Below are 23,185 nucleotides of genomic sequence, written 5' to 3'. Positions count from 1 at the left end.
GAGCCCGCTGCCCCGGAGGGGCGCCACACCGGAGCGGCCCGCGAACTGGATTAGCCAGATCGCGGGCCGCTCCGTTACGCTCGCAACGTCCACACGGGTGCCCCAGGAGGGGCTGAGATCGAGCTGCCACCGCTCGCGACCGTCGAACCTGTCCGGGTCATGCCGGCGTAGGAAGTTGAGGGCTCAAATGAGCGATTCCACAGTAAAACCCACCACCCCGTCCGCCACCGCGTGGGAACAGCACCCACAGCACCGGTTGCAGTGGATCGAGGATCCGGAACACGGCCTGCGGGTCCCGGTCACCGCGATCTGCCTGGCGGATTCCCCCGACGGCAGCGCCAACGAGCCCCATCTGGCGTATCGGACCGCCGGTCCGGGCTCCGAACCGACCGTCGGCCTCCCGCGTCCGCGCACCCGATGGATCACCGCCCGGGGTGACACCGCCGAATACGCCGGTCGCCAACGCACCCTGCACGACGACGGCCGGTCCGCCGTGCGTCGCGGGGCCGCCTCGGCAGAATGGAGCGGCACGACCCCGGTACCGAGGCGCTCGCACCAGGGGCGTACCGTCACGCAGATGCATTACGCCCGACAGGGCACCCTCACCGACGAGATGCGCTATGTGGCGCTGCGCGAGAACTGCGACGTCGAATTGGTCCGCCGCGAAGTCGCCGCCGGACGGGCGATCATCCCGGTGAACATCAACCATCCCGAATCCGAGCCGATGATCATCGGCAAGGCCTTCCTGGTCAAGATCAACGCCAACATCGGCAACTCGGCCATCACCTCCTCGATCGCCCAGGAGGTCGACAAGCTCACCTGGGCCACCCAATGGGGCGCCGATACGGTGATGGACCTGTCCACCGGCGATGACATCCACACCACCCGCGAATGGCTGATCCGCAATTCCCCGGTGCCCATCGGCACCGTGCCGATCTACCAGGCGCTGGAGAAGGTCGATGGGGATGCATCGAAACTGACCTGGGAGATCTTCCGCGACACCGTCATCGAGCAATGCGAACAGGGCGTGGACTACATGACCATTCATGCCGGGGTGCTGCTGCGCCATGTGCCCTTGAGCGCCGACCGGGTCACCGGCATCGTCTCCCGCGGTGGATCGATCATGGCCGGGTGGTGCCTGGCCCACCACCAGGAGAACTTCCTCTACACCCATTACGACGAGCTCTGCGCCATTTTCGCCCGCTACGACGTCGCCTTCTCCCTCGGTGACGGGCTGCGCCCCGGCTCCCTGGCCGATGCCAACGACGCCGCCCAGTTCGCTGAGCTCGATACCCTGGCCGAGTTGACCCGCAGGGCCTGGCAGTTCGACGTGCAGGTGATGGTGGAAGGACCCGGACATATCCCGCTGCATCTGGTCCGCGAGAACGTCGAGCGTCAGCAGGAGCTCTGCGACGGGGCGCCGTTCTACACCCTGGGTCCGCTGGTGACCGATACGGCCCCCGGCTACGACCACATCACCAGCGCCATCGGGGCCACCGAGATCGCCCGTTACGGCACGGCGATGCTCTGCTATGTGACCCCGAAGGAGCATCTGGGGCTGCCGGATAAGGACGACGTGAAGACCGGGGTGATCACCTATAAGATCGCCGCGCATGCCGCCGATGTGGCCAAGGGGCATCCCGGGGCGACGGCCCGCGACGATGCCCTGTCGGCCGCGCGCTTCGAGTTCCGCTGGAACGACCAGTTCGCCCTGGGTCTGGATCCGGCCACGGCCCAGCGGTTCCACGACCAGACGCTGCCTGCGGAGCCGGCCAAGACCGCGCACTTCTGTTCCATGTGCGGGCCGAAGTTCTGTTCGATGCGGATCTCCCAGGACATCCGCGAGGAGTTCGGGGGAACCGAACGCCAACGGGCACTGGCCGATGACATCGAAGCCGGTTTGCAGGCGAAGAGCCGTGAATTCGCGGATTCGGGGTCCAGCATCTACCTCCAGGCGACGATCCCCGTCGGCAACGGCACCGACTGATCCACCGGGTACGACGACGGCGTCCGCACGGGAGGCAACGGGCGCCTCCAACGTTCCGGGCAACTTCTGCAGCTGCTCCCCTGGCAGGAACGCAGGCGGTTGCCCGGAGCGGTCGTCGGTATATGGACTATGTCATGTAGCCGTCCACGGCCCGGAGGTGATACGGCGCGTCCGCACCTGACGCAGCGAAGCCTTGCGGAGACCGCGATCCAGACCAATCAGTCTCCAGCGGGATCCGGGTCTGCCTGGTGGAGCCCGGGAACCCGCCCGAGCCGGGGGTGGACCTCACCGCGTTCGATCCAGGCGCGGACCATCGCGTTGAAGAACAACGGATCCTCGACGCTCCATTGATGGTGCAGCCCCGGGGCCAGACGGAAGACCGTGTCCCGGCGAACCGCGGCCACATCGGCGAATCCCTTGCGCACCAGGGCCGGTTCACGGGCCCCGGCGACCATCATCAGGCGTTCGGTGTAGTCCCCCAGCCCGTCGGGCAGGCCGCCCGCCTGGACCTCGTCCAGCATCGCCTTCATGTTGTCCGGACGCAGGGTCAGCCCATGTTCGGAGTAGAGCCTGCGGGAGTTCGCGGGAATCCCGAAGGCCCCGGCCTGGACCTTCCAGAACCATTCGGCGTCCCCTAATCGCAGTTGCGCCGCCGTGGATAACCGCGTTCCCGCCCCCACCGGCCGGATCCCTGCCCCGGTGAACAGGGCACTGGCGAAGAGCTCGGGATGCCGGGCCAGTACACGCAGGCCCACGACGCCGCCCAGGGACTGGCCAACCAGGTGGACCCGGCCGTCCTCGATCTCTTCGGCGATGAAGGCCGCGACGTCATCCGCGGCGCTATCGAGCCCGCGCCAGTCCTCATCGGCCCGGCCGCCGAACCCGGGCAGATGCGGGGTGAAGATCCGATAGGCAGGGAAGGCCTTGACCTGGGGATCCCACATCCAGTTGGCCACGTTGCCGCCATGGAGAAAGACCAGCGTCTGGGCTGGTTTGCCGTCCGTGCGGGGACGCACCGGGGGGTGGATCTCCGGGTAGCCGGCCGGATCGGGGCGTTCCCCGACGGAGGGAGGCACCGTGGGCTTTTCGTTCATGGCAGATTCCCTTCGACGGAGTCGAGCCAGTTCAGTTCGGCACCGACGTGGGCGATGCCGTGGTCCAGCGTGGCGGCCATCAGGTAGCCGCGTCGGTCGGCCAGGGCGGCCTCGTCCAATTCCGCGCGCAGGGCCCGGTAGGACCGCTGCAGGTCCTCGGCCTCGGTGCGACGTGCCGCAAGCAGTTCCAGGACCTCGTGGCGCTCGAGCTCCCCGGAGAAGAAGATCCGGCCCAGGAAGGGCTCACGGGCGGGCTGCCGGTCCAGCGTTCCGGTCAGCCAGTCCTGCAAAGCCGCCCGCCCCGCCTCGGTGATGTGGTGCTCCTGGCGCGCCGGGTAGTTCTCCTGCGGAACGGTCCGGACCGTGGCCAGGCCCTGGTCCACCAGTTGGGCCAGGGTGCGGTAGATCTGTGCCTTATCGGCATTCCAGAAGTGGTTGATGCTCGAGTCGAAATGCTTCTTCAGGTCGTAGCCGGTCATCGGCGACAAGCTCAGGAGCCCGAGGATCAAACGTGCGAGGATCATGTGTCCATCATGCCAGCCTGCTAGGTGAACTATCGCCTATCGGCCCAGCGTGTGCCTCCGCGCCACCGGGCGGTCCCGCTGAGGGATATGGGGCGGGAACGTCCAGCGGGCCATCCTTGATGGTCCGCTGGACGTTCCCGCCCCTGGTGCTCCTCGCGGTGGAACCGGCTAGGCGCCCAGGCGCTGCTTCAGCCCGTCCAGCTCATCCTGCAGGGACTGCGGCAGGGAGGGCCCGAATTTGGCGTACCACTCCTCGATATCCGCCAGTTCGCGCTTCCACTCCTCCGGGTCGACCGTCACGGCCACCTCGAGGTCCTCGGCGGTGAACGAGTCCAGGCCGCTGAGATCCATCGAGTCGCCGGTGGGCACCATGCCGATCGGCGTCTCCTGGGCGTCCGCAGTGCCTTCGATGCGCTCGACGATCCACTTCAGCACGCGGGAGTTGTCGCTGAACCCGGGCCAGGCGAATCCGCCCTCGGGGGTGCGGCGGAACCAGTTGACCAGGAAGATCCGCGGCAAACGCGCCGGATCGGCCTTGGATTCAATGGAGTCCCAGTGCTTGAGGTAGTCACCGGCGTCGTACCCGATGAAGGGCAGCATCGCCATCGGGTCCCGACGCACCCGGCCCACGGCACCGGCCGCGGCCGCCGTGGTCTCCGAGGAGAGCGTGGAGCCCATGAAGACGCCATTGGTCCACGAGCTGGCCTCGGTCACCAGGGGAATGGTGGTCTTGCGCCGTCCACCGAAGAGGATGGCGTGGATCTCCACGCCCTCGGGGTTGTAGAACTCCTTCGAGAGCATATCGAGCTGGTCGATCGGGGTGCAGAACCGCGAGTTCGGGTGCGCCGCCTTCGTCCCGGAGCCCGGGGTCCAGTCGTTGCCGAGCCAATCGGTCAGGTGCTCGGGCACCTCGTCGGTCATCCCTTCCCACCAGACCCCGCCGTCATCGGTCAATGCGACGTTGGTGAAGATGGAGTTGCCCTTGGTGATCGCGCGCATGGCGTTGGGGTTGGTGCTCCACCCGGTCCCCGGTGCGACGCCGAACAGCCCGTATTCGGGATTGACCCCGCGCAATTCGCCTTCCTTGCCGATGCGCATCCAGTTGATGTCATCGCCCAGGGTCTCGGCGGTCCAGCCTTCGATGCTCGGCTCCAGCAGGGCGAGGTTCGTCTTGCCGCAGGCGGAGGGGAATGCCCCCGCCACGTTGTAGCTCCTGCCCTCGGGGCTGGTGAGCTTGAGGATGAGCATATGCTCGGCCAGCCACCCCTCGTCCCGCCCCATGACCGAGGCGATACGCAGCGAAAAGCACTTCTTGCCCAGCAGGGCGTTGCCGCCGTACCCGGAGCCGTAGGACCAGATGGCCCGCTCCTCGGGGAAGTGCACGATCCACTTCTCCGGGTTGCACGGCCAGGCGACATCGGCCTCTCCGGCTGCCAGCGGGGCTCCGACGGAGTGCACGGCCGGGACGAAGAAGGCATCGGTGGCTTCCATCTTGGCCAGCACGTCATCACCGATGCGTGCCATGACCCGCATCGAGGCCACCACATAGGCGGAGTCGGTGATCTCCACGCCGAATTGCGGGTGCTCGGCATCAAGGGGACCCATGACGAAGGGGATGACATACATGGCCCGTCCCCGCATCGAACCGCTGAAGCGGTCATTGAGGATCGACTTCATCTCCTGCGGGTCCATCCAGTTGTTGGTGAACCCCGCATCCTGCTCGTCCTGGGAACAGATGAAGGTCCGCTCTTCGACCCGGGCCACATCCTTGGGGTCCGAGAAGGCGGCGAAGGAATTGGGGAACTTCGCCTCATCCAGTCGTACGAGAGTCCCGGCGTCGACCAGCTCGCCAGTGAGGCGGTCGACCTCCCCTTGGCTCCCGTCGACCCAGTGGACACTCTCCGGCTGCGTGAGCTCCACAATGTCGCCGACCCAGGCCAGTAGCTTTGCGTGGGTCGTCGGTGCGGTCTGACGCTCTGCGTCGAGGACCGTTTGATCGGAGCGCTCGCTCATGTCCATTCCCTCCATTGGGCTTGTACTGGTCCCTCGATGCTAGGACGGGGCCGCTCCGCTCCGGAGGTGACGCGGATCGCTTCCCTCCCCGGTCGGGGACTCGACCGCCGTCCATCCGCGGATTCTCGGGGTTTCACCATACCCTATTGTGACTAAGATCACGTAGACCGGTATAGTTGACTTGAGGCTCCCCGGGGGCCACCCGGTCGAGGCCGGCCCCGATTTTGCGACGCCGCCAACTGTCTGTATAGTTATTCGAGGTCAGCGGCGGTGTCGCAGACCAAGCGCCCATAGCTCAGCTGGATAGAGCGTCTGTCTACGGAACAGAAGGTCAGGGGTTCGAATCCCTTTGGGCGCACCATACGAAAAAACCCCGTTTCGACGGGGTTTTTTTGTGCCCGCCCCCTCATGCGACGAGAACCACGACGCCTCTAATTGAACTGACCGGTCAGTTCGATTAGCATGGTGAAGTGCTCATCGCCGACGAACTATCCATCAAGGGCCGCCACGCGCCGCTCCTGGACCCCACCAGCCTCAAGGTCGCCTCCGGCGAACTGCTGCTGGTCCACGCCGAACCACAGACCACCCGCACCGCCCTGGCCCTGGCCCTCAGCGCCCGCATGCGCCCCGACGCCGGCACGGTGGCCTGGGAAGGCGACCCCGCCCTGGACACGGTCCGTGGCATCAGCATGCTCGTCGACTCCCCCGAGATCAACGAACCCGAGGCCCACCTGAAGGTCAGGGATCTGGTCTCCGAGGACCTGGCCCTGCACCCCGGACCCTTTTGGCGCCGCAGCAGCATCGATTCATGGCTCGAACGCCACCGCATCACCCACCTGGCCGGTGAATTCGTCGACGCCATCGATCCCCTGGACCGCCAGAGGATCCTCACGCATCTGGCCCTGGAGGGGCACGACACCTCCTTGCTGATCTTCGACACCCCCGATCGCCATGGCATCAACGACGGTGAATGGGTCGCCCATCTGGAACAGACCGCAGCCGGCCGCCGCCAACCGGCGATCGTCGCCGTCGTCCGCACCGTCCCCGATGAATGGACCGGACCGGTGGCCGAAGCCGGCGCCAACAACCTCCCCCACCCCACGGAGTCCCCCGAATGACCACCCTTCGCCTGGCCCTGTCCGAGCTCAAGCGCATGACCAGCGGCGTCCTGCCGTGGATGGCGATCATCGCCATGACCCTGGTCCCCCTGCTCTATGGCGCCCTGTACCTGTACGCGAACTGGGATCCGTACTCCAACCTGGACAACGTCAAGGTGGCACTGGTCAACGAGGACCAGGGCTCCCAGCAGGACGGCAAGGACCTGCACGTCGGGGACGAGGTCGTGGAGTCCCTGCTGGAGGACGCGACCTTCGGATGGAACGTCGTGGACTCCGAGGAAGCCGCCGAAGAAGGGGTGCGGACCGGCGAATACGCCTTCGCCATGACCATCCCCGCCGACTTCTCCAAGAACCTCGCCTCCCCCGAGGACTTCGACGCCGCGAAACAGGCGATCCTGGAGGTCACCACCAACGACGCCAACAACTACATGGTCGGCACCTTCGCCGATAAGCTCGCCGGGGAGGTCCACAACACGGTCGCCCAGGAGGTCGGCACCGAAACCGCGGACACCCTGCTGACCGGCTTCGGGCGCATCCACTCCCAGATGGCCAAGGCGGCCGACGGGGCGGATGAACTCCACGATGGCACCGTCAAGCTCGACGAGGGCGTGGGAACCCTCGCCGACGGGGCCAAGCAGTTGGATTCCGGCGCGAATAAGCTCGACGACGGGGCCCGTCAGCTCAAGAGCGGGACCTCCTCCCTGATCGACGGGCAGCAGAAGCTGGTCGCCGGGACCGGGAAGCTGGCCAACGGGGCGGGCCAGCTCCAGGGAGGCGCCGACGAGCTTGCCTCGGGGCTGGGCACCATGAAGTCCAAGACCGCCCAATTGCCACAGAAGACCCGCCAACTCGCCGATGGTGCCGCCTCGGCCAATAGTGCCGGCAAGGAACTGGCGGCCGGCGCGGAACAGGTCGCCGACGGCAATGAACAGCTCAGCGCCAAGGTCGACAACGCTGCGGATACCATCACCGCCCTGGAGAAGGACGCCCAGTCCCGCCTGGACGGCACCGTGGACCAGCTGATCAAGGACGACGTCATCACGAAGGAAGACGCCGCGGAGGCCCGCAAATCCGTGAAGAAACTGGGCGCCGATACCGGAGTGACCGCGGAGGCGGAGAAGACCAGGAAGGATCTGGCCAACGCCAAGGCAAATATCGACAAACTGGACACCGGCTCCCGCCAGGTCGCCGACGGCGCCAAGAAACTCAGTGGCGGACTGGGCTCCCTGGCCTCGGGCACCGATACCCTCGCGGACTCCTCACAGGCCCTGGCCAACGGGGTCTCCGACGCCGCGGACGGCGCCCAGCAGCTCTCCGCCGCTTCCGGGAAGCTCGCCAGCGGGGCCAACACCCTGCTGGACGGGCAGCGGGACGCCCTGGCCGGGGCCCAGAAGCTCGACGGCGGTGCGGCCTCGCTCGTGGAGGGGACCGGGACCCTGACCGGTGGCACCGCGGATCTGCGCGAGGGCGTCAACGATCTGGGATCCGGTGCCGACCAACTGGTCGACGGTTCCGGGACCCTGGCCGGGAAGCTGAGCGACGGGACGAAGGAGGTCCCCAACCCCACCGACGAGCAAAAGACGCAGGTCTCCAACGTCATCGGCGACCCGGTCTCGGTGGATCGGGCGGACCAGGCCAGCGCAGGAACCTACGGCGAGGGCCTGGCCCCCTTCTTCATGACGCTCGCCGTCTGGATCGGCGCCTTCATCCTGGTCCAGATCATGCGCCCGGTCACCCAACGCGCCCTGGCCTCCAATGCGGCGTCCTGGAAGATCGCGATCGGCGGGTGGCTCCCCTTCGTGTTCCTGTCGATGCTGCAGGCGACAGTGCTCTACGGCGTGGTGCTCTTCGGACTCGGCCTGCAAACGGCCCACCCCTGGCTGACCTGGGGGTTGTTCCTGATGGCGAGCATCGCCTTCACCGCCATCGTCCAGGGCATCTGTGCCCTGCTGGGCACCCCCGGCAAGCTCGTGGTGCTCGTGCTGCTGGTCCTCCAACTGGTCTCCGCGGGAGGCACCTTCCCCTGGGAGACCACCCCCGAGCCACTGCATGTGGCCCATAACCTGCTGCCCATGGGACATGTGATCACCGGGCTGCGCCACCTGATGTACGGGGCCTCGCTCGAGGGACTCGCCCCGCTGGTGCTGGCCCTGCTGGGCTACGCGGCCATCGGACTGCTCATGAGCTTCCTCGCGGTCCACCGGGGCAAGACGTGGACGCTGAAGACCTTGCATCCGGAGCTCTCGGCATGAGCGCCGCCTTCAGCGAGCCCCTGCAGGAGGCCGCGGACTTCGCCGAAACCACTCGCCGGCGGGTGCGGGCCACCGATTCCAAGCACCGGCTCTTCGAAGCCTCGATGAACCTGATCGGCGACCGGGGACACCACCGGGTGACGGTCGACGAGATCGCCGCCGCCGCCGGGGTCTCCAAGGGAACGGTCTACTATAATTTCGGGTCGAAGGCCCAATTGATCGGCCAGCTGATGCGCTTCGGCGCCGATGTGCTCTTCGAACGGCTGGAGAAGGGCACGGCCGACCCGGACCCGGCCTCGGGCTTCCGGGACATGGTGGCCGCCTCCCTGGAATTCATGGACGAATACCCCTCCTTCGCCCAACTGTGGATCAGCGAGCAGTGGCAGTCCCCCAGCGATTGGGGCGAGACGCTGGCCACCTTGCGCGGGGAGATCATCGGGGTCATCCGGGAGGCACTGGACCGCCTGTACTCCACGGGGAACCACCCGGGACTGGGGGCCACCGACCGGGAGGCGATGGCCACCGCCGTCTTCGGGGCGGTCCTGATCATCGGACGCGACCGCCATGTATTCCACCCCGAACGGAGCATCGCCACCTGCGTGCAGGCCGTCAGCGCCTTCACCGGCGTGGCCTGAGCAGCGGGCCTCACTCCCGGGGAACGACGAACCCACTCACCCGGGCATCACGGCCATCGAGCTCGGCCCAGGGTGTGACCGTCTCCAGCAGGGTCAGCCCCAGCGTCGGGTACCGCGTGGCCAGCTCCATGACCGGTTCCTCCTCGGAATCCACCGAGGCCAGGGCCATGGCCACCTCCTGGACCGTGGGCAGATGCCCGATCACCAGCAAGGTGCCCACCGTCTCCGGCGTTTCGTTGATCACCGATACCAGCTGCGTGGCGGAGGCGCCGTAGACCCGTGAATCCAGATACGGCGTCGGGCCCTTCTCCCCCAGCTCACTGGACACCCAGGCGCAGGTCGACCGGGCACGGAGTGCATCCGAGCACAGGATGGAATCCGGAACCCAGCCGTTCTTCACCATCCAGGCCCCGGCGAACGGGGCTTGGCGGTTGCCCCGGGTGGCCAGGGGCCGATCATGGTCCTCGATGCCGAAGGGGAAATCGGATTTGGCGTGGCGCAGGAGCATCAGGCGTTTCAGGTGGTGCTGGCTCATGCCTCCAGCTTAGGGGCCACGCAGGAACGACGACGGCGGCGCCCCTCTAGCAGGCGCCGCCGTCGTGGATGGAGCAGGAATCAGATGCTGTATTCCGGTGCGGCCCAGACGATGACCTCGGGGTGCTCGTAGAAGCGGTAGCCCTGGCCACGGACGGTACGTACCGTATTGGCCAGACGTCCCAGCTTGGAGCGCAGGCGACGGATGTGCACGTCGATGGTGCGTTCATTCGGCACCTCCTCGGCATTGCGCCAGAGGCTGCTCAGCAGCTCGTCGCGGCCGACGGTGCGCGCCCCGTTCTCCACCAGATAGTTGAGCAGCTCGAATTCCTTGAACGTGAGGTTCAGCGTTTCCCCGTCCAGGTGGACCTCGCGGCGCGAGAGGTCGATCAACACTCCCGAGGGACGCGAGGCGGCCGGCTGGTGGCGGATGACCTCACCGCGCGGCCGGCGGGCGACCGTGGGGTCCCCCAGCGCCTGGCGCACGACGTCGATGCTCTCCCCGGGGGCGTTTGCCGGAGCCAGCGCGACGGCGGCATGGGTCTGGGCGTTGGGCGAGAGGGTCTGCAGGAAGGCACGGACCTGGGTGGCCAGCTTGCCCAGCGACGTGCCCTGTTCCTGGGCCGTCGCCTCGTCGAGACCGACATAGAGGACGAATCCACGGGCCTCGGTGTCCCGGTCCACCGACTGCGGTCCGGGGGTTCCGTTGCCGGCAACGACCGGGGTCGGGGCGGTCATCGGCGGGTGGTCCTGCGGGGAGGGGACGGCGTGCAGCTGGCGATATCCCTGGGGCGCCCCGTATTCACCGTGGCCGGCGCCCTGGCGCTGGGCAGCAGCGGCGCGGTTCTGGGCGTTGCGGATGGAGATGTGGACGTATCCGGACGTAACGGACATTGGTGGAACCTCTAACTGTGCGAAAAGTCGGTGAACTGTCTGGTTCGGCTGGCCGACGCCATGGTCGTGGCGTGCGGTTCATCCGTGCTTCGGATCTTCTGGAGGTGGGAAGAAACTAGGCCGACATTCGACAACAGCTGCGCGCACGTCCGACACCATGGCCCCAACGGGGGCCGGGGGCCGCAAGTGCTGCTGGATCGATGTTCACGAGACCTAGTGTTGCCGTAATAATTCGAACCCGCAAGTAATATTCATCGCACTTGTCCACATACTGAGACAAATTCATGAATTTGTGAGGTGATTCACATTATGCACTTCTCTGAAGTGAGCGCTTTGGATCATGCGGTCTGGGCATGCACCCGTCATTCGACTGTTCGATCTGATCAATGGGCCACTCGATTGATGATCCTAAAACATGCAACGCATACTTATGCGTGACAGGGCCGAACCCGGGTCACACGCTTGACTATCCGCCCACCGGCGGAAGCTGCCGGCGTGCGGACAGCCGCCGCTTCCGCCGGTACTGTAGGAACCAGCGCTTCACAGCTCGGTCACAGCGGAATCCCAGCTTGGCCCTATAGGTGCAGAGGAGTATCGACATATGACGAACTCGCAGTTCTCCCCCAACCAGCTTCCGCGGCTGGAACACCCCGATGGCACCCCCATCAGGGCCCTGGTCGTCGATGACGAGCCGTCGCTGGCCGAACTGGTCAGCATGGGGGCACGCATGCTGGGGTGGGAGGTCAAGGTGGCCGGGGACGGCCCCTCGGCCGTCCAGGAGGCCCGTTCGTTCTCCCCCGACATCCTGGTCCTGGATTGGATGCTTCCGGGTTTCGAGGGCCCCGAGGTCCTCCGGAAGATCCGGGCCTTCCAACCCGAGGTCCCGGCCCTGTTCCTGACGGCCAAGGATGCGGTGGAGAACCGGATCGAGGGGTTGTCCCTGGGTGGGGACGACTACGTCACCAAACCCTTCAGCCTCGAGGAGGTGCTCCTGCGTCTGCACCGGCTGGTCGAACGCTCCGGTGCGGCGAAGGCCGATGCCGCCGAGCTCGTCGTCGGGGACCTGAGCATGAACATGGACATGCGTGAAGTCAGCCGAAGCGGCCAGGTCGTGAACCTGACCGCCACCGAATTCGACCTGCTGCGCTACCTGATGGAGAACGCCCGCCGGGTCATGTCCAAGAACCAGATCCTGGACAGCGTCTGGCAATACGACTTCGGTGGCCAGGCCAACATCGTCGAGCTGTACATCTCCTACCTGCGCAAGAAGATCGATGCCGGGCGGGAGCCCATGATCCACACCGTGCGTGGCGCCGGATATGTCCTGAAGCCCGCACCGTGACCCACCCCGCCGACCAGGCGCGCCCGACTCCCCCGGCACGACCGGACCATCCGGTTCCCACCCCGCCGACGACCCACGGATGGACCCTGCGCTCGCGCATCTCCGCCTCCTTGATCGGCCTGCTGGCCCTGATCTGCCTGGTCATCGGTGTCTTCACCCATACGGTGATGAGCAACAGCCTCTACAGCCAGCTGGACGAACAACTCCACCAGGCCTCCAACCGGGCGGCGAGCTTCGATGGCAGCCAGGGAAGCCAGGGCGGCAAGGGCAGCCAGGGCAGCGAGATGCCCGACCCGCTGAACACCCCCGGCCAAGGTTCGGGGACGCTCAACGCCCGGATCGTCGGGACCACCATCCTCATTGGCGGTGTCCTGGACCAGCGCACGGGCGAGGGCCAGCAGTTGAACAAGGACGACGCCCAGCAGTTGGCCGCGGTCACCCCCGATGCGGCCCCGGTGACCGAGGACCTCTCCGTGGGCAAATACCGGCTCATGGCCGTCACCGCCGCCCCCTCCACGGCCGATGCCGATGGCAAGAGCGCCATCCTCATCACCGGCCTGCCCGTGGAGAGCACCCGGGACACGCTCTTCGCCCTGGACATGACGATCCTGCTGGTCGCCTCCTCCGGGCTCGTGGCCATCGGGCTGATCGGCTCGGTGATCGTGCGCCGGTCACTGCTGCAGTTCGAACGCGTATCGAAAGTTGCCGGTGCGGTCGCCGCACTTCCCCTGGACGCCGGAGAAGTCCGGCTCGCCCAACGTGTCGCCACTCCCGATGCCGACCCCGGCACCGAGGCGGGGAACATGGGCCACGCGCTGAATGCCCTGCTGGACAACGTGGAGTCGGCGCTCGAGGTACGACGCCGATCCGAAGCCAGGATGCGCCGCTTCGTCGCCGACGCCTCCCATGAGCTGCGCACCCCGCTGGCGTCCATCCGCGGATACTCGGAACTCGTCGCCGCCACCGAACACCTCAGCGACGACGGACGCACCTCACTGAACCGCGTGGTCGCGCAAAGCCACCGGATGGGCTCGCTGGTGGAGAACCTGCTCCTGCTGGCCCGGCTCGACGAAGGGCAGAAACCAACCCTGGCCGAGGTGGACCTGCCCCGGTTGGCGGCGGAAACCTCCAGGGACTTCCAGGTGGCGGCGCCGAGCCACCAGTGGCGGCTCTCCCTGCCGGACGCACCGGTGCTCGTGCGCGGTGATGCTGGGCAGCTGGCCCGGGTGCTGAACAACCTGCTTTCGAACGCCCGCAAGCACACCGTCGAGGGCACCACCATCGAAACCGGGGTCTTCCGTTCCGCCGACGGACACCACGCGGTCCTCACCGTCACCGATGACGGACAGGGCATCGATCAGGAGTTCCTGCCCCATGTCTTCTCCCGGTTCACCCGGGGCGACGGGGCCCGCTCCGGCGCCGAGGGAACCGTGGGGCTGGGCCTGTCGATCGTGCGCGGCATCGTCGAATCCCATGGCGGCACCATCTCGGTGGCCAGCGAACCGGGGGCCACGGTCTTCGAGGTCAGTCTGCCCCTGATCGTGGAGGTGCCTCCGCGGCCGGAACAGCCACCGACCGTCGGGCCCTGAGCCGGGTCCGTTCGCGACGGAGCCGCTAGTGGGCCAACCCGTAGAGCCGGTCGCCGGCGTCGCCGAGGCCCGGGACGATGTAGGCGTTCTCATCCAGCTTCTCGTCCAAGGCCCCCAACACCAGGTGGACCCTCGGGTCATCCCCATAGATCTCTTCGAGCCGGTCCAGCCCCTCGGGGGCGGCGATCAGGCAGATGCAGGTGACATCAGAGGCACCGCGCTCGAACAGGAACTTGATGGATTCCACCAGGGTGCCCCCGGTGGCGAGCATCGGGTCCAGCACGAAGACCTGCCGGCCCGTGAGGTCATCGGGAAGTCGTTCCGCATAGGTGACGATGTCCAGCGTCGTGTCGTTGCGGGCCATGCCCAGGAATCCGACCTCCGCGGTGGGAACCAGCCGGGTCATGCCTTCGAGCATGCCCAGGCCCGCCCGCAGGATCGGGACCACCAGGGGGGTGGGTTTGGCGAAGGCGGTGCCGGTGGTCGTGGCGACCGGGGTCTGGACTTCGATCTGCGTCGTCCTGACCTCACGGGTCGCCTCGTAGGCCAGCAGGGTCACTAGTTCATCGGTGAGCTGCCGGAAGACCGGGGACGGGGTGTTCTTGTCACGGAGCACCGAGACCTTATGGGCCACCAACGGGTGGTCGACTACCTGTACGCGCATGGAATAAAACTACCAGCACGAACCGCCTGCTCGGCTAGGGTTGGAGGGTGATCCGGGATGACGCGCACCACGCACGGTGGATGGGGCTGGCGCTGGATCAGGCCCGGGCGGCGCTTGCGACCGCCGACGTGCCCATCGGTGCCGTCGTCATCGGCCCCGACGGATCCATCGTGGCCACCGGCCGCAACGAACGCGAGGCCAGCGGGGATCCCACCGCCCATGCCGAGGTCCTGGCGATCCGTGCCGCGGCCGCGGCCCTGAAGGATTCGGGGCACGACGACGGCTGGCGGCTGGCGCACTGCACGTTGGTCGTGACGTTGGAGCCCTGTGCCATGTGTGCCGGGGCGATCGTGCTGGCCCGGATACCGCGGGTCGTCTTCGGCGCCTGGGATGAGAAGGCCGGGGCCTCGGGTTCCGTGTTCGAGGTGCTGCGCGAACCACGGTTGAACCACTGGGTCGAGGTCTTCCCCGGGGTGATGGAGGATGAATGCGCGTCCCTCCTGACCGGCTTCTTCCGCTCCATGCGCTGAGCCGAGCTGCCGGTTTGGGACTGCCGCGAACCGTCCGCTAGAGTAGTCCAGTCTGGTGACGTGTCCGAGCGGCCGATGGTGCAACACTCGAAATGTTGTTTGGTGAGAGCCAACGTGGGTTCAAATCCCACCGTCACCGCCAGTGGGAAGGCGTTTGCATCGTTGGAAAACAACGATGCAAACGCCTTTTTCAGGCCCACCCCATGGTCTGATTCCCGAAGTCCATCTAGGCTGAAAACGTCCGATCCGTGGGAGTCGACCGCTGGCGGGGCCAACCAGTCCGCCGTGCGCTTCGGTGGGGGAAGGTTGAGTCATATGTTCAAGGAACAGGCGCCGCCGTCGTTCCCGACCGCGACGGCGGTCACCGACGACCGACAACGAACGAGTTTGCGGCTACTGCGCCGTACTCCCCTGGTGGGCAGCTTCTCCGATGCGGACCTGCTGGCCCTTGAAATCCATACACAAATGCTGCAGCGGTGGCCCGGGGATCTGGTCCACGGCCATGGAGACGATGCGGACTACTTGTTCATCCTGGCCACCGGAGCCGTCAAGATCAGTCGGCCCTCACGCCGAGGTCAGGACGTCGTATTCGATATCTTCGGCCCACCGGCGGTCTTCGGAGCCGTCAGCGGGTCCAGGGGAACCGGATACCCCGACACCGCGACGGCACTGACCCACAGCCAGCTGCTGGCCATACCGGCCGCTGCATTCAGGGCCATGCTGGAGACCCGTGCGGATCTGGCCCTCGGGGTGTTGGACGAACTGGCCCACCGACACGAAAGAGCACAACAACGCATCCGCCGGCTCTCCAGTGAAGAAGCCGGGGTGCGGATCGCGGCCCGGCTCCTGGAACTTGCCGATACCTTCGGTGAGCCGCGGAAGGGATGCATCGATCTGCCCATCCCGCTGACCCGTGCCGACCTTGCTGCGCTGACCGGGGTGACCCCGGAAACGGCCAGCAGGGTCATGAGCCGGCTGCGGGCCGATCGCATCGTGGATTCCGGTCGTTGCTGGACCATGATCCTCGACCGGCGGCGATTGGCTGCCGCCGCCGGACACTGAAGCACCAGTTCTATTCGTGGGCCAGCGCCTCGGCCCCGACGGGGTCGGCATGCCGATCGGTGCGTGGCGTCGAAGCCGGGCCCCTGCCCGCCTTGCCACGCGCCTTGTCCTGCCAGGACTGATCGGTGGCCATGGGCCCCCGGTCGGTTTTCGCCACGGTGAGGACCAACACCGAATCCTCCAGGGCCTCCACGGCGTAGAAACCCTGGGGCACGACCAACAGGTCCACTGCGCTGCCTTCCCAGCTCTCACCGCGCGAGGACAGCGACACCTTCCCGCTCATGACCAGGACGGTGGCCTCGCCCGGGTTCACGTGTTCGTTCAGTTCCTGTCCGGCCTTCAGTGCAATGACGGTTTGGCGCAGGACGTGCTCGTGTCCGCCGTATACCGTGCTGGCGCTGCGCCCGCTACCGGCGCAGCTGGCCGTTTCCAGGTGGCGGCGTCCCAGCGCCGTCAGGGAAAACTTCTTCATCGTCAGCCTCCCGGCAACACCACAGGGCACTGCATCCGCGTTCCTGCGGCTCGAAGCCGCGGGCTGCCCTTTCCACCTGCGGCGCACTGTGGTTCCATCCTACGGCCAAACACAGCTGATGTGCCCCCGATCACGTTTTTATTGGATGGGCGTCCGGGGCTCCCCTAGATTGGACGACTAATGTCATGGTCTCTTGCGTCATCTCGGCGTACGTTGGGGACCACCGGCCCGGTGGAGTTCGCTTCGACACGAAAAGCCAGGTGCCCCCAAAATGCAGAACAGTTTCGACACCCGCTCTGAACTGCAGGTCGATGACACGAGATACGAGATCTACCGGCTGGATCGCATCAAGGGCTCCGACCGTCTGCCCTACAGCCTCAAGGTCCTGCTGGAGAACCTGCTGCGTAACGAAGACGGGCATCTGGTCACGGACGAACAAATCAACGCGATGGCCAACTGGGATGCCAACTCCGAAACCAACTCGGAGATCCAATACACCCCGGCCCGGGTCCTGATGCAGGACTTCACCGGGGTCCCCTGCGTGGTGGACCTGGTCGCCATGCGCGACGCCATGACCGATCTCGGTGGCGATCCGAGGAAGATCAACCCACTGATCCCCGCGGAACTGGTGATCGACCACTCGGTGATTGCCGATGTGTTCGCCCGCCCCGACGCCTTCGGGGTGAACGCCGAACTGGAATTCGGCCGCAACCAGGAGCGCTACCAGCTATTGCGGTGGGGCCAGCAGTCCTTTGACGACTTCCTGGTGGTTCCCCCGGACACCGGCATCTGCCACCAGGTCAACCTCGAATACCTGGCCCGGGTCGTCTTCACCCGGGAAGGACCCCGCGGCCCCCAGGCCTATCCGGACACCCTGGTCGGCACGGATTCGCATACCCCCATGGTCAACGGCCTCGGCGTGCTGGGCTGGGGTGTCGGCGGGATCGAAGCCGAAGCATCCATGCTGGGCCAGCCGATGAGCATGTTGATCCCGCAGGTCGTCGGACTCAAGCTATCCGGGGAGCTGCCCGAGGGCACCACCGCCACCGACCTGGTCCTCACCGTGGCCGAGCTGCTGCGCAAGGTCAGGGTGGTGGGGAAGTTCGTCGATTTCTTCGGCCCCGGTGTCGGCAACGTCCCGTTGGCCACACGGGCGACGTTGGGCAACATGAGCCCCGAATACGGTTCGACCGCCTCCATCTTCCCGATCGACGACGAAACACTGAACTACCTGCGCCTCACCGGACGCGAAGAGCACCAGATCCGGCTGGTCGAGGCCTATGCCAAGGAACAAGGACTGTGGCACGATCCCGACCACGTCCCGGAATACAGCCAGATCGTCGAGCTGGACCTTTCGACGGTCTCCCCCTCGATCGCTGGCCCGAAGCGTCCCCAGGACCGCATCCCGCTGGCGAAGTCGCCGCAGGTCATCCGCCGGCTGCTGGCCGGGCAGACCCACGCCGACGCCATCGCCGGAGGGCTCGACTCCGCCGTCGAGGACTCCTTCCCCGCCAGCGATCCGGTCGCCATCAGCACCCGCATCCAGCGCGACGACCCGCCGCGGACCTACGACGACGACGGCAATGTCCAGGACGCCTGGCCCTCGGACCCCTCCGAACTGCTGCTGGGCGGCCGGAAGACCAGCATCGACAACGGTGCCGTGGTCATCGCCGCCATCACCTCCTGCACCAACACCTCCAACCCCTCGGTGATGATCGGGGCGGCCCTGCTGGCCAAGAAGGCCGTGGAACGCGGCCTGTCCAGCCAGCCGTGGGTGAAGACCACCCTGGCCCCCGGTTCACGCGTGGTCACCGACTACTACGACCGTTCGGGGCTGACACCGTATCTGGAGAAGCTGGGTTTCAACCTGGTCGGCTACGGCTGCACCACCTGCATCGGCAACTCGGGGCCGTTGATCCCCGAAGTCAGCGCCGCGGCCTCGGAGAAGAACCTCACGGTCGCCTCGGTCCTGTCGGGCAACCGCAACTTCGAGGGCCGGATCCATTCCGAGGTCCAGATGAACTTCCTGGCCTCACCACCGTTGGTCATCGCCTACGCCCTGGCCGGGACCATGCGCACCGACATGCTCAAGGATCCACTCGGCCACGACCCCGAGGGCAAGCCGGTCTACCTGCGCGATATCTGGCCCAGCACCGACGAGATCAAGGACGTCGTCGACGCGAACCTCGAAGCGAAGATGTTCACCGAAGGCTATCTCGACGTCTACCACGGTGACGAGAACTGGCGCGGCATGACGATCCCCGAAGGCGACCAGTTCGCCTGGCAGCCCGATTCCAGCTACATCCAGCGTCCACCCTACTTCGACGGCATGACGCTGGACCCACCGCCGCTCACGGACATCCACGACGCCCGTGTACTGGCCTACCTCGGGGATTCGGTGACCACCGACCACATCTCCCCGGCTGGCGCCATCAAGGCCGATTCCCCCGCCGGCAAATACCTGCAGGACCTGGGAATCGAGCCGAAGGACTTCAACTCCTACGGATCACGGCGCGGGAACCACCACGTGATGATCCGCGGCACCTTCGCCAACGTGAGGCTGCGCAACCGGCTCGTCCCCGGGGTCGAAGGCGGCGTCACCAGGCATCTGCCCGACGGCGAGCGCATGAGCATCTTCGACGCCTCCACCCGCTACATCGGCGACCAGGTCCCGCTGGTCGTGCTGGCGGGTTCGGACTACGGGTCGGGGTCTTCCCGCGACTGGGCGGCCAAGGGCACCACGCTGCTGGGCGTCAAGGCGGTGCTGGCCGTCTCCTACGAGCGGATCCACCGGTCGAACCTGATCGGCATGGGCGTGCTGCCGTTGCAGTTCCTGGACGGCGAAAGGGCCGATACCCATGGGTTGACCGGGGAGGAGACCTATTCCGTCGTCGGCATCGAAGGTGCGTCCCCGCTGCCGAAGGAAGTCACCGTGCGCGTCGACGACGGCGAGAAGACCCGGGAGATCACTGCGAAGGTCAGGATCGACACCCCCGCCGAGGAAGGGTATTTCGTCCACGGGGGCATCCTGCCCTACGTCCTGCGTCAGTTGCTTTCGTCATGAGTGCCACCGACACCAAGCGCGGGCGGGTCCCGGTGCTGCGCTCCTCGGCCGTCCTGCATGCGGTCATGGCCGTGGGCGGGCTAATCATGGTGCTGTTCCTGATCGCGCATATGTACGGGAACCTGAAGGTCTTCGCGGGCCAGGAGGCCTTCGACGGCTACTCGGCGTACCTGCGCACGATCCTCGAGCCCCTGCTTCCCTATGCCGGGGCCCTGTGGATCCTGCGCGTGATCCTGCTGATCAGCGTCGGCGCCCACATCTGGGCGGCCTTCGTGCTCTGGCACCGGTCCCGGGCGGCCACCGCCGGCGGGGGCGGCTGGCGGTACCAGACCACGCAGAACCGCCGCGGCGTGCAACGCAGCTATGCCTCCTTCACGATGCGCTGGGGCGGGGTGACGATCGCCCTGTTCGTCGTCTACCACCTGCTGCATCTGACCGGGAACGTCATCCACCCCGGCGGAGCCTCGGACAGCGCCTATGAGCGGATGGTCAACGGCTTCTCCATCTGGTGGGTGGTGCTCTCCTATGTCATCGCGCTCATCGCCCTGGGCTTCCACCTGCGCCACGGCATCTGGAGCGCCTTCGCCTCCCTGGGCGCAAACACCAGCATCGCGGTACGACGCCGGCTCAATGGGCTGGCCTACGTGGTCACCTTCGTGATCATCGTCGGCTTCCTCGTACCACCACTGAGCATCTTGATCGGATGGGTAGGAGCATGATGAACGATTACTTCACCGAAGGCGACCCGCTGCAGGACACCCAGGACCCCGGCGGGCCGCTGAAGGACCGCTGGGACAAACGCCGTTTCGAGGCCAAGCTGATCAGTCCGGCCAACCGGCGCAAGGTCTCCATCATCGTCATCGGCACCGGGCTCGCCGGTGGGTCCGCGGCGGCGACCCTGGGTGAGGCCGGCTACAACGTGAAGGTCTTCTGCTATCAGGACAGCGCCCGCCGGGCCCACAGCATCGCCGCCCAGGGCGGGATCAACGCGGCGAAGGACTACCGCAACGACGGGGACAGCATCCACCGGCTGTTCTACGACACGGTCAAGGGCGGGGACTACCGTTCACGCGAATCCAACGTCTACCGCCTGGCCCAGGTCAGTGCGGCGATCATCGACCAGGCAGTGGCCCAGGGGGTCCCCTTCGCCCGCGAATACGGCGGCCTGCTGGATACCCGTTCCTTCGGTGGCGTCCAGGTCTCCCGGACGTTCTACGCCCGCGGGCAGACCGGTCAGCAGCTGCTGCTGGGCGCCTACCAGGCGCTGGAGCGCCAGGTGGGGGCCGGGACCGTGGAGTTGAACACCCGGCACGAGATGCTGGACCTGATCGTCATCGACGGCAAGGCCCGCGGGGTGGTGGTCCGGGACATGGTCACCGGCGAATTCGAGACGCATCTGGCCGACGCGGTCGTACTGGCCAGCGGCGGCTACGGCAACGTCTACTACCTCTCCACCAATGCGATGGGCTGCAATGTCACCGCCAGCTGGCGGGCCCACCGCAAGGGCGCCTATTTCGCCAACCCCTGCTATACGCAGATCCACCCCACCTGCATCCCGGTCAGCGGGGACCACCAGTCGAAGCTGACCCTGATGAGCGAATCGTTGCGCAACGACGGACGGATCTGGGTGCCGGTCAAGGCCGGCGACGACCGGGCCCCGGCGGACATCCCCGAGGACGAACGCGACTACTACCTGGAACGGGTCTACCCGGCCTTCGGCAACCTGGTCCCCCGGGACGTGGCCTCGCGGGCGGCGAAGAAGCAATGCGACGAGGGCCGCGGCGTGGGCCCGGGAGGCCTGGGGGTCTATCTGGATCTCACCCACGCCATCAAGCGGTTGGGCCGGCACGTCATCGAGGAGAAATACGGCAACCTCTTCGACATGTACGCCAAGATCACCGACGAGGACCCCTATCAGGCGCCCATGCGCATCTATCCGGCCATCCACTACACGATGGGCGGGCTGTGGGTGGATTACGACCTGCAAAGCTCCATCCCCGGTCTCTTCGTCATCGGCGAGGCGAACTTCTCCGACCACGGCGCCAACCGGCTCGGCGCCAGCGCCCTGATGCAGGGGTTGGCCGACGGCTACTTCGTGCTGCCCGGGACCATCAACGACTATCTGGCCCGCAACCCGTTGCCCGCCGACGTCGACGCCAACCATCCAGCCGTCGTCGAGGCCGCCGAGGGCGTCCGTGAACGCACCGAACGGCTGCTGTCCATCAACGGGAGCCGTTCGGTGGATTCCTTCCACAAGGAGCTCGGGTCCATCGTCTGGGAGTACTGCGGCATGGAACGCAATGCCGAAGGACTCAGCCACGCCATCGAAGAGATCCGCCGGCTGCGTGACGAGTTCTGGACGGATGTGAAGGTCACCGGGGTCAACGAGGAATTGAACCAGTCCCTGGAGCGGGCGGGCCGGGTCGCCGACTTCTTCGGGCTCGCGGAGCTGATGTGCATCGACGCACTGCACCGCGAGGAGTCCTGCGGGGCGCATTTCCGTTCCGAAAGCCAGACCGAGGGCGGCGAGGCCCTGCGGCAGGACGAGGACTTCAGCTACGTGGCCGCCTGGGAATTCGGCGGCGATGGAGACGAGCCGGTACTGCACCGTGAACACCTCGAATTCGAGAACATCAAGGTCCAGCAAAGGAGCTACAAATGAAGATCACATTGCGGATCTGGCGCCAACACCATCAGGACCAGCCCGGGGCCATGGAGGCCTACGAGGTCGACGAGATCTCCCCCGACATGTCGTTTTTGGAGGTCCTCGATCTGCTCAACGAGGACCTCACGCTCAACGGCGGGGAACCGGTGGCCTTCGACCACGACTGCCGCGAGGGGATCTGCGGGATGTGCTCCCTGGTGATCAACGGGCTGGCCCACGGCCCCGAGGCGTTGACCACCACCTGCCAGCTCTACATGCGCCACTTCGAGGACGGCCAGGTCATCGACGTCGAACCCTGGCGTTCGACGGCGTTCCCGGTGATCCGGGATCTGGTGGTGGACCGCAGCGCCCTGGACCGGATCATCGAAGCCGGCGGTTACGTCAGCGCCCCCACCGGCGCCGCGGCGGACGCCAACGCCGTCACCGTGCCGAAGAAGGACGCCGACCGGGCCTTCGACGCCGCGGCATGCATCGGCTGCGGGGCCTGCGTGGCGGCCTGCCCCAACGGTTCGGCGTCGTTGTTCCTCGGCGCCAAGATCACCCACCTCGGTTCGCTGCCCCAGGGCCAGCCCGAACGGGACGAGCGGGCCCTGGCGATGGTCGAACAGCACGATGCCGAGGGCTTCGGCGGCTGCACGCAGATCGGTGAATGCACCGCGGTCTGCCCGGCGGGCATCCCCTTGGACATGATCTCCCAGCTGAACCATGACGTGCTGTCCGGGTTGAAGCACCAGTCGGGACAATGA

At 66.5% G+C, this 23,185-nt stretch carries 19 protein-coding genes, 2 tRNA genes and 1 riboswitch; of the genes, 14 read left to right on the top strand and 7 right to left on the bottom strand.

The features are described from left to right. The first annotated feature begins 83 nt into the window (after positions 1-83). Positions 84-191: riboswitch (TPP riboswitch) on the top strand. Beyond that, positions 188-1,987 (top strand): phosphomethylpyrimidine synthase ThiC, encoded by a 1,800-nt coding sequence (thiC, locus tag AC3ZI9_RS02835; RefSeq protein WP_444554170.1) that lies wholly within the window; start codon positions 188-190, stop codon positions 1,985-1,987. Its footprint overlaps the riboswitch before it by 4 nt. Before the next feature lie 218 nt (positions 1,988-2,205). Here the strand turns inward: thiC and AC3ZI9_RS02830 are convergent, their stop codons facing one another. The 3 genes from AC3ZI9_RS02830 to AC3ZI9_RS02820 all read right to left on the bottom strand — a co-directional run bounded on the left by AC3ZI9_RS02830 (position 2,206) and on the right by AC3ZI9_RS02820 (position 5,618). Continuing rightward, the gene (locus tag AC3ZI9_RS02830; protein WP_444554171.1) at positions 2,206-3,081 is read right to left on the bottom strand and encodes an alpha/beta fold hydrolase; all 876 of its coding nucleotides are present in this window, start codon (positions 3,079-3,081) and stop codon (positions 2,206-2,208) included. Beyond that, entirely contained in the window at positions 3,078-3,605 is a 528-nt protein-coding gene (locus tag AC3ZI9_RS02825; protein ID WP_444566645.1) for a PadR family transcriptional regulator, read from the bottom strand. The genes AC3ZI9_RS02830 and AC3ZI9_RS02825 overlap by 4 nt, the downstream gene beginning before the upstream one ends. Before the next feature lie 168 nt (positions 3,606-3,773). Continuing rightward, the gene (locus tag AC3ZI9_RS02820; protein WP_489923817.1) at positions 3,774-5,618 is read right to left on the bottom strand and encodes a phosphoenolpyruvate carboxykinase (GTP); all 1,845 of its coding nucleotides are present in this window, start codon (positions 5,616-5,618) and stop codon (positions 3,774-3,776) included. 284 nt (positions 5,619-5,902) lie between these two features. Between AC3ZI9_RS02820 and AC3ZI9_RS02815 the strand changes: the two genes are divergently transcribed. The 4 genes from AC3ZI9_RS02815 (at position 5,903) to AC3ZI9_RS02800 (ending at position 9,623) form a co-directional block, all read left to right on the top strand. Beyond that, positions 5,903-5,979: transfer RNA gene (locus tag AC3ZI9_RS02815), tRNA-Arg, on the top strand. A 109-nt stretch (positions 5,980-6,088) separates the two neighbouring features. Beyond that, positions 6,089-6,736 carry an ABC transporter ATP-binding protein gene (locus AC3ZI9_RS02810; protein ID WP_444554174.1) on the top strand — a complete coding sequence of 216 codons (648 nt, stop codon included), beginning with the start codon at positions 6,089-6,091 and terminating at the stop codon, positions 6,734-6,736. Next, the gene (locus tag AC3ZI9_RS02805; protein WP_489923816.1) at positions 6,733-8,988 is read left to right on the top strand and encodes a YhgE/Pip family protein; all 2,256 of its coding nucleotides are present in this window, start codon (positions 6,733-6,735) and stop codon (positions 8,986-8,988) included. The genes AC3ZI9_RS02810 and AC3ZI9_RS02805 overlap by 4 nt, the downstream gene beginning before the upstream one ends. Next, complete coding sequence (locus tag AC3ZI9_RS02800; RefSeq protein ID WP_444554176.1) at positions 8,985-9,623, top strand: TetR/AcrR family transcriptional regulator; 639 nt, start codon at positions 8,985-8,987, stop codon at positions 9,621-9,623. The genes AC3ZI9_RS02805 and AC3ZI9_RS02800 overlap by 4 nt, the downstream gene beginning before the upstream one ends. Positions 9,624-9,633: 10 nt before the next feature. On the opposite strand, the gene AC3ZI9_RS02795 is transcribed toward AC3ZI9_RS02800, so the two are convergent. Both AC3ZI9_RS02795 and AC3ZI9_RS02790 read right to left on the bottom strand, forming a co-directional pair. Next, positions 9,634-10,158: a SixA phosphatase family protein gene (locus AC3ZI9_RS02795; protein WP_444554177.1), complete on the bottom strand. Its 525-nt coding sequence runs from the start codon at positions 10,156-10,158 to the stop codon at positions 9,634-9,636. Between the two features lie 80 nt (positions 10,159-10,238). Further along, positions 10,239-11,051 carry a winged helix-turn-helix domain-containing protein gene (locus tag AC3ZI9_RS02790; protein ID WP_444554178.1) on the bottom strand — a complete coding sequence of 271 codons (813 nt, stop codon included), beginning with the start codon at positions 11,049-11,051 and terminating at the stop codon, positions 10,239-10,241. A gap of 601 nt (positions 11,052-11,652) precedes the next feature. Here AC3ZI9_RS02790 and AC3ZI9_RS02785 point away from each other — a divergent pair. Both AC3ZI9_RS02785 and AC3ZI9_RS02780 read left to right on the top strand, forming a co-directional pair. After that, positions 11,653-12,393, top strand: coding sequence for a response regulator transcription factor (locus AC3ZI9_RS02785; RefSeq protein WP_444554179.1), 741 nt, complete (start codon positions 11,653-11,655; stop codon positions 12,391-12,393). After that, entirely contained in the window at positions 12,390-13,982 is a 1,593-nt protein-coding gene (locus AC3ZI9_RS02780) for an ATP-binding protein (protein ID WP_489923815.1), read from the top strand. Before AC3ZI9_RS02785 ends, AC3ZI9_RS02780 begins: the two co-directional genes overlap by 4 nt. A gap of 25 nt (positions 13,983-14,007) precedes the next feature. Here AC3ZI9_RS02780 and upp read toward each other — a convergent pair whose 3' ends face one another. Continuing rightward, positions 14,008-14,646 carry a uracil phosphoribosyltransferase gene (upp, locus tag AC3ZI9_RS02775; RefSeq protein ID WP_444554181.1) on the bottom strand — a complete coding sequence of 213 codons (639 nt, stop codon included), beginning with the start codon at positions 14,644-14,646 and terminating at the stop codon, positions 14,008-14,010. A gap of 80 nt (positions 14,647-14,726) precedes the next feature. Between upp and AC3ZI9_RS02770 the strand changes: the two genes are divergently transcribed. The 3 genes from AC3ZI9_RS02770 (at position 14,727) to AC3ZI9_RS02760 (ending at position 16,238) form a co-directional block, all read left to right on the top strand. Continuing rightward, positions 14,727-15,176 (top strand): nucleoside deaminase, encoded by a 450-nt coding sequence (locus AC3ZI9_RS02770; protein ID WP_489924017.1) that lies wholly within the window; start codon positions 14,727-14,729, stop codon positions 15,174-15,176. A 54-nt stretch (positions 15,177-15,230) separates the two neighbouring features. Then, positions 15,231-15,318, top strand: a tRNA-Ser gene (locus tag AC3ZI9_RS02765). A 173-nt stretch (positions 15,319-15,491) separates the two neighbouring features. Next, positions 15,492-16,238 carry a Crp/Fnr family transcriptional regulator gene (locus AC3ZI9_RS02760; RefSeq protein ID WP_444554183.1) on the top strand — a complete coding sequence of 249 codons (747 nt, stop codon included), beginning with the start codon at positions 15,492-15,494 and terminating at the stop codon, positions 16,236-16,238. Positions 16,239-16,248: 10 nt separating this feature from the next. Here AC3ZI9_RS02760 and AC3ZI9_RS02755 read toward each other — a convergent pair whose 3' ends face one another. Next, a complete protein-coding gene (locus AC3ZI9_RS02755) occupies positions 16,249-16,710 on the bottom strand; it encodes a cupin domain-containing protein (RefSeq protein WP_444554184.1) in 462 nt (153 codons plus the stop codon). A gap of 271 nt (positions 16,711-16,981) precedes the next feature. Between AC3ZI9_RS02755 and AC3ZI9_RS02750 the strand changes: the two genes are divergently transcribed. From AC3ZI9_RS02750 to AC3ZI9_RS02735, 4 genes are read left to right on the top strand one after another with little or no spacing between them, the layout of a single operon-like run. Continuing rightward, entirely contained in the window at positions 16,982-19,774 is a 2,793-nt protein-coding gene (locus AC3ZI9_RS02750; protein ID WP_489923814.1) for an aconitate hydratase, read from the top strand. Beyond that, entirely contained in the window at positions 19,771-20,493 is a 723-nt protein-coding gene (locus tag AC3ZI9_RS02745) for a succinate dehydrogenase cytochrome b subunit (protein WP_444561339.1), read from the top strand. Before AC3ZI9_RS02750 ends, AC3ZI9_RS02745 begins: the two co-directional genes overlap by 4 nt. Continuing rightward, complete coding sequence (locus AC3ZI9_RS02740) at positions 20,490-22,436, top strand: fumarate reductase/succinate dehydrogenase flavoprotein subunit (protein WP_444554187.1); 1,947 nt, start codon at positions 20,490-20,492, stop codon at positions 22,434-22,436. Before AC3ZI9_RS02745 ends, AC3ZI9_RS02740 begins: the two co-directional genes overlap by 4 nt. After that, entirely contained in the window at positions 22,433-23,185 is a 753-nt protein-coding gene (locus AC3ZI9_RS02735; protein ID WP_444554188.1) for a succinate dehydrogenase/fumarate reductase iron-sulfur subunit, read from the top strand. The genes AC3ZI9_RS02740 and AC3ZI9_RS02735 overlap by 4 nt, the downstream gene beginning before the upstream one ends.

The sequence above is a fragment of the Arthrobacter sp. AOP36-F1-5 genome, from assembly GCF_058137995.1.
Note: the sequence above shows the minus strand (reverse complement) of the source record. Positions and strands in the feature narration are given on the sequence as shown.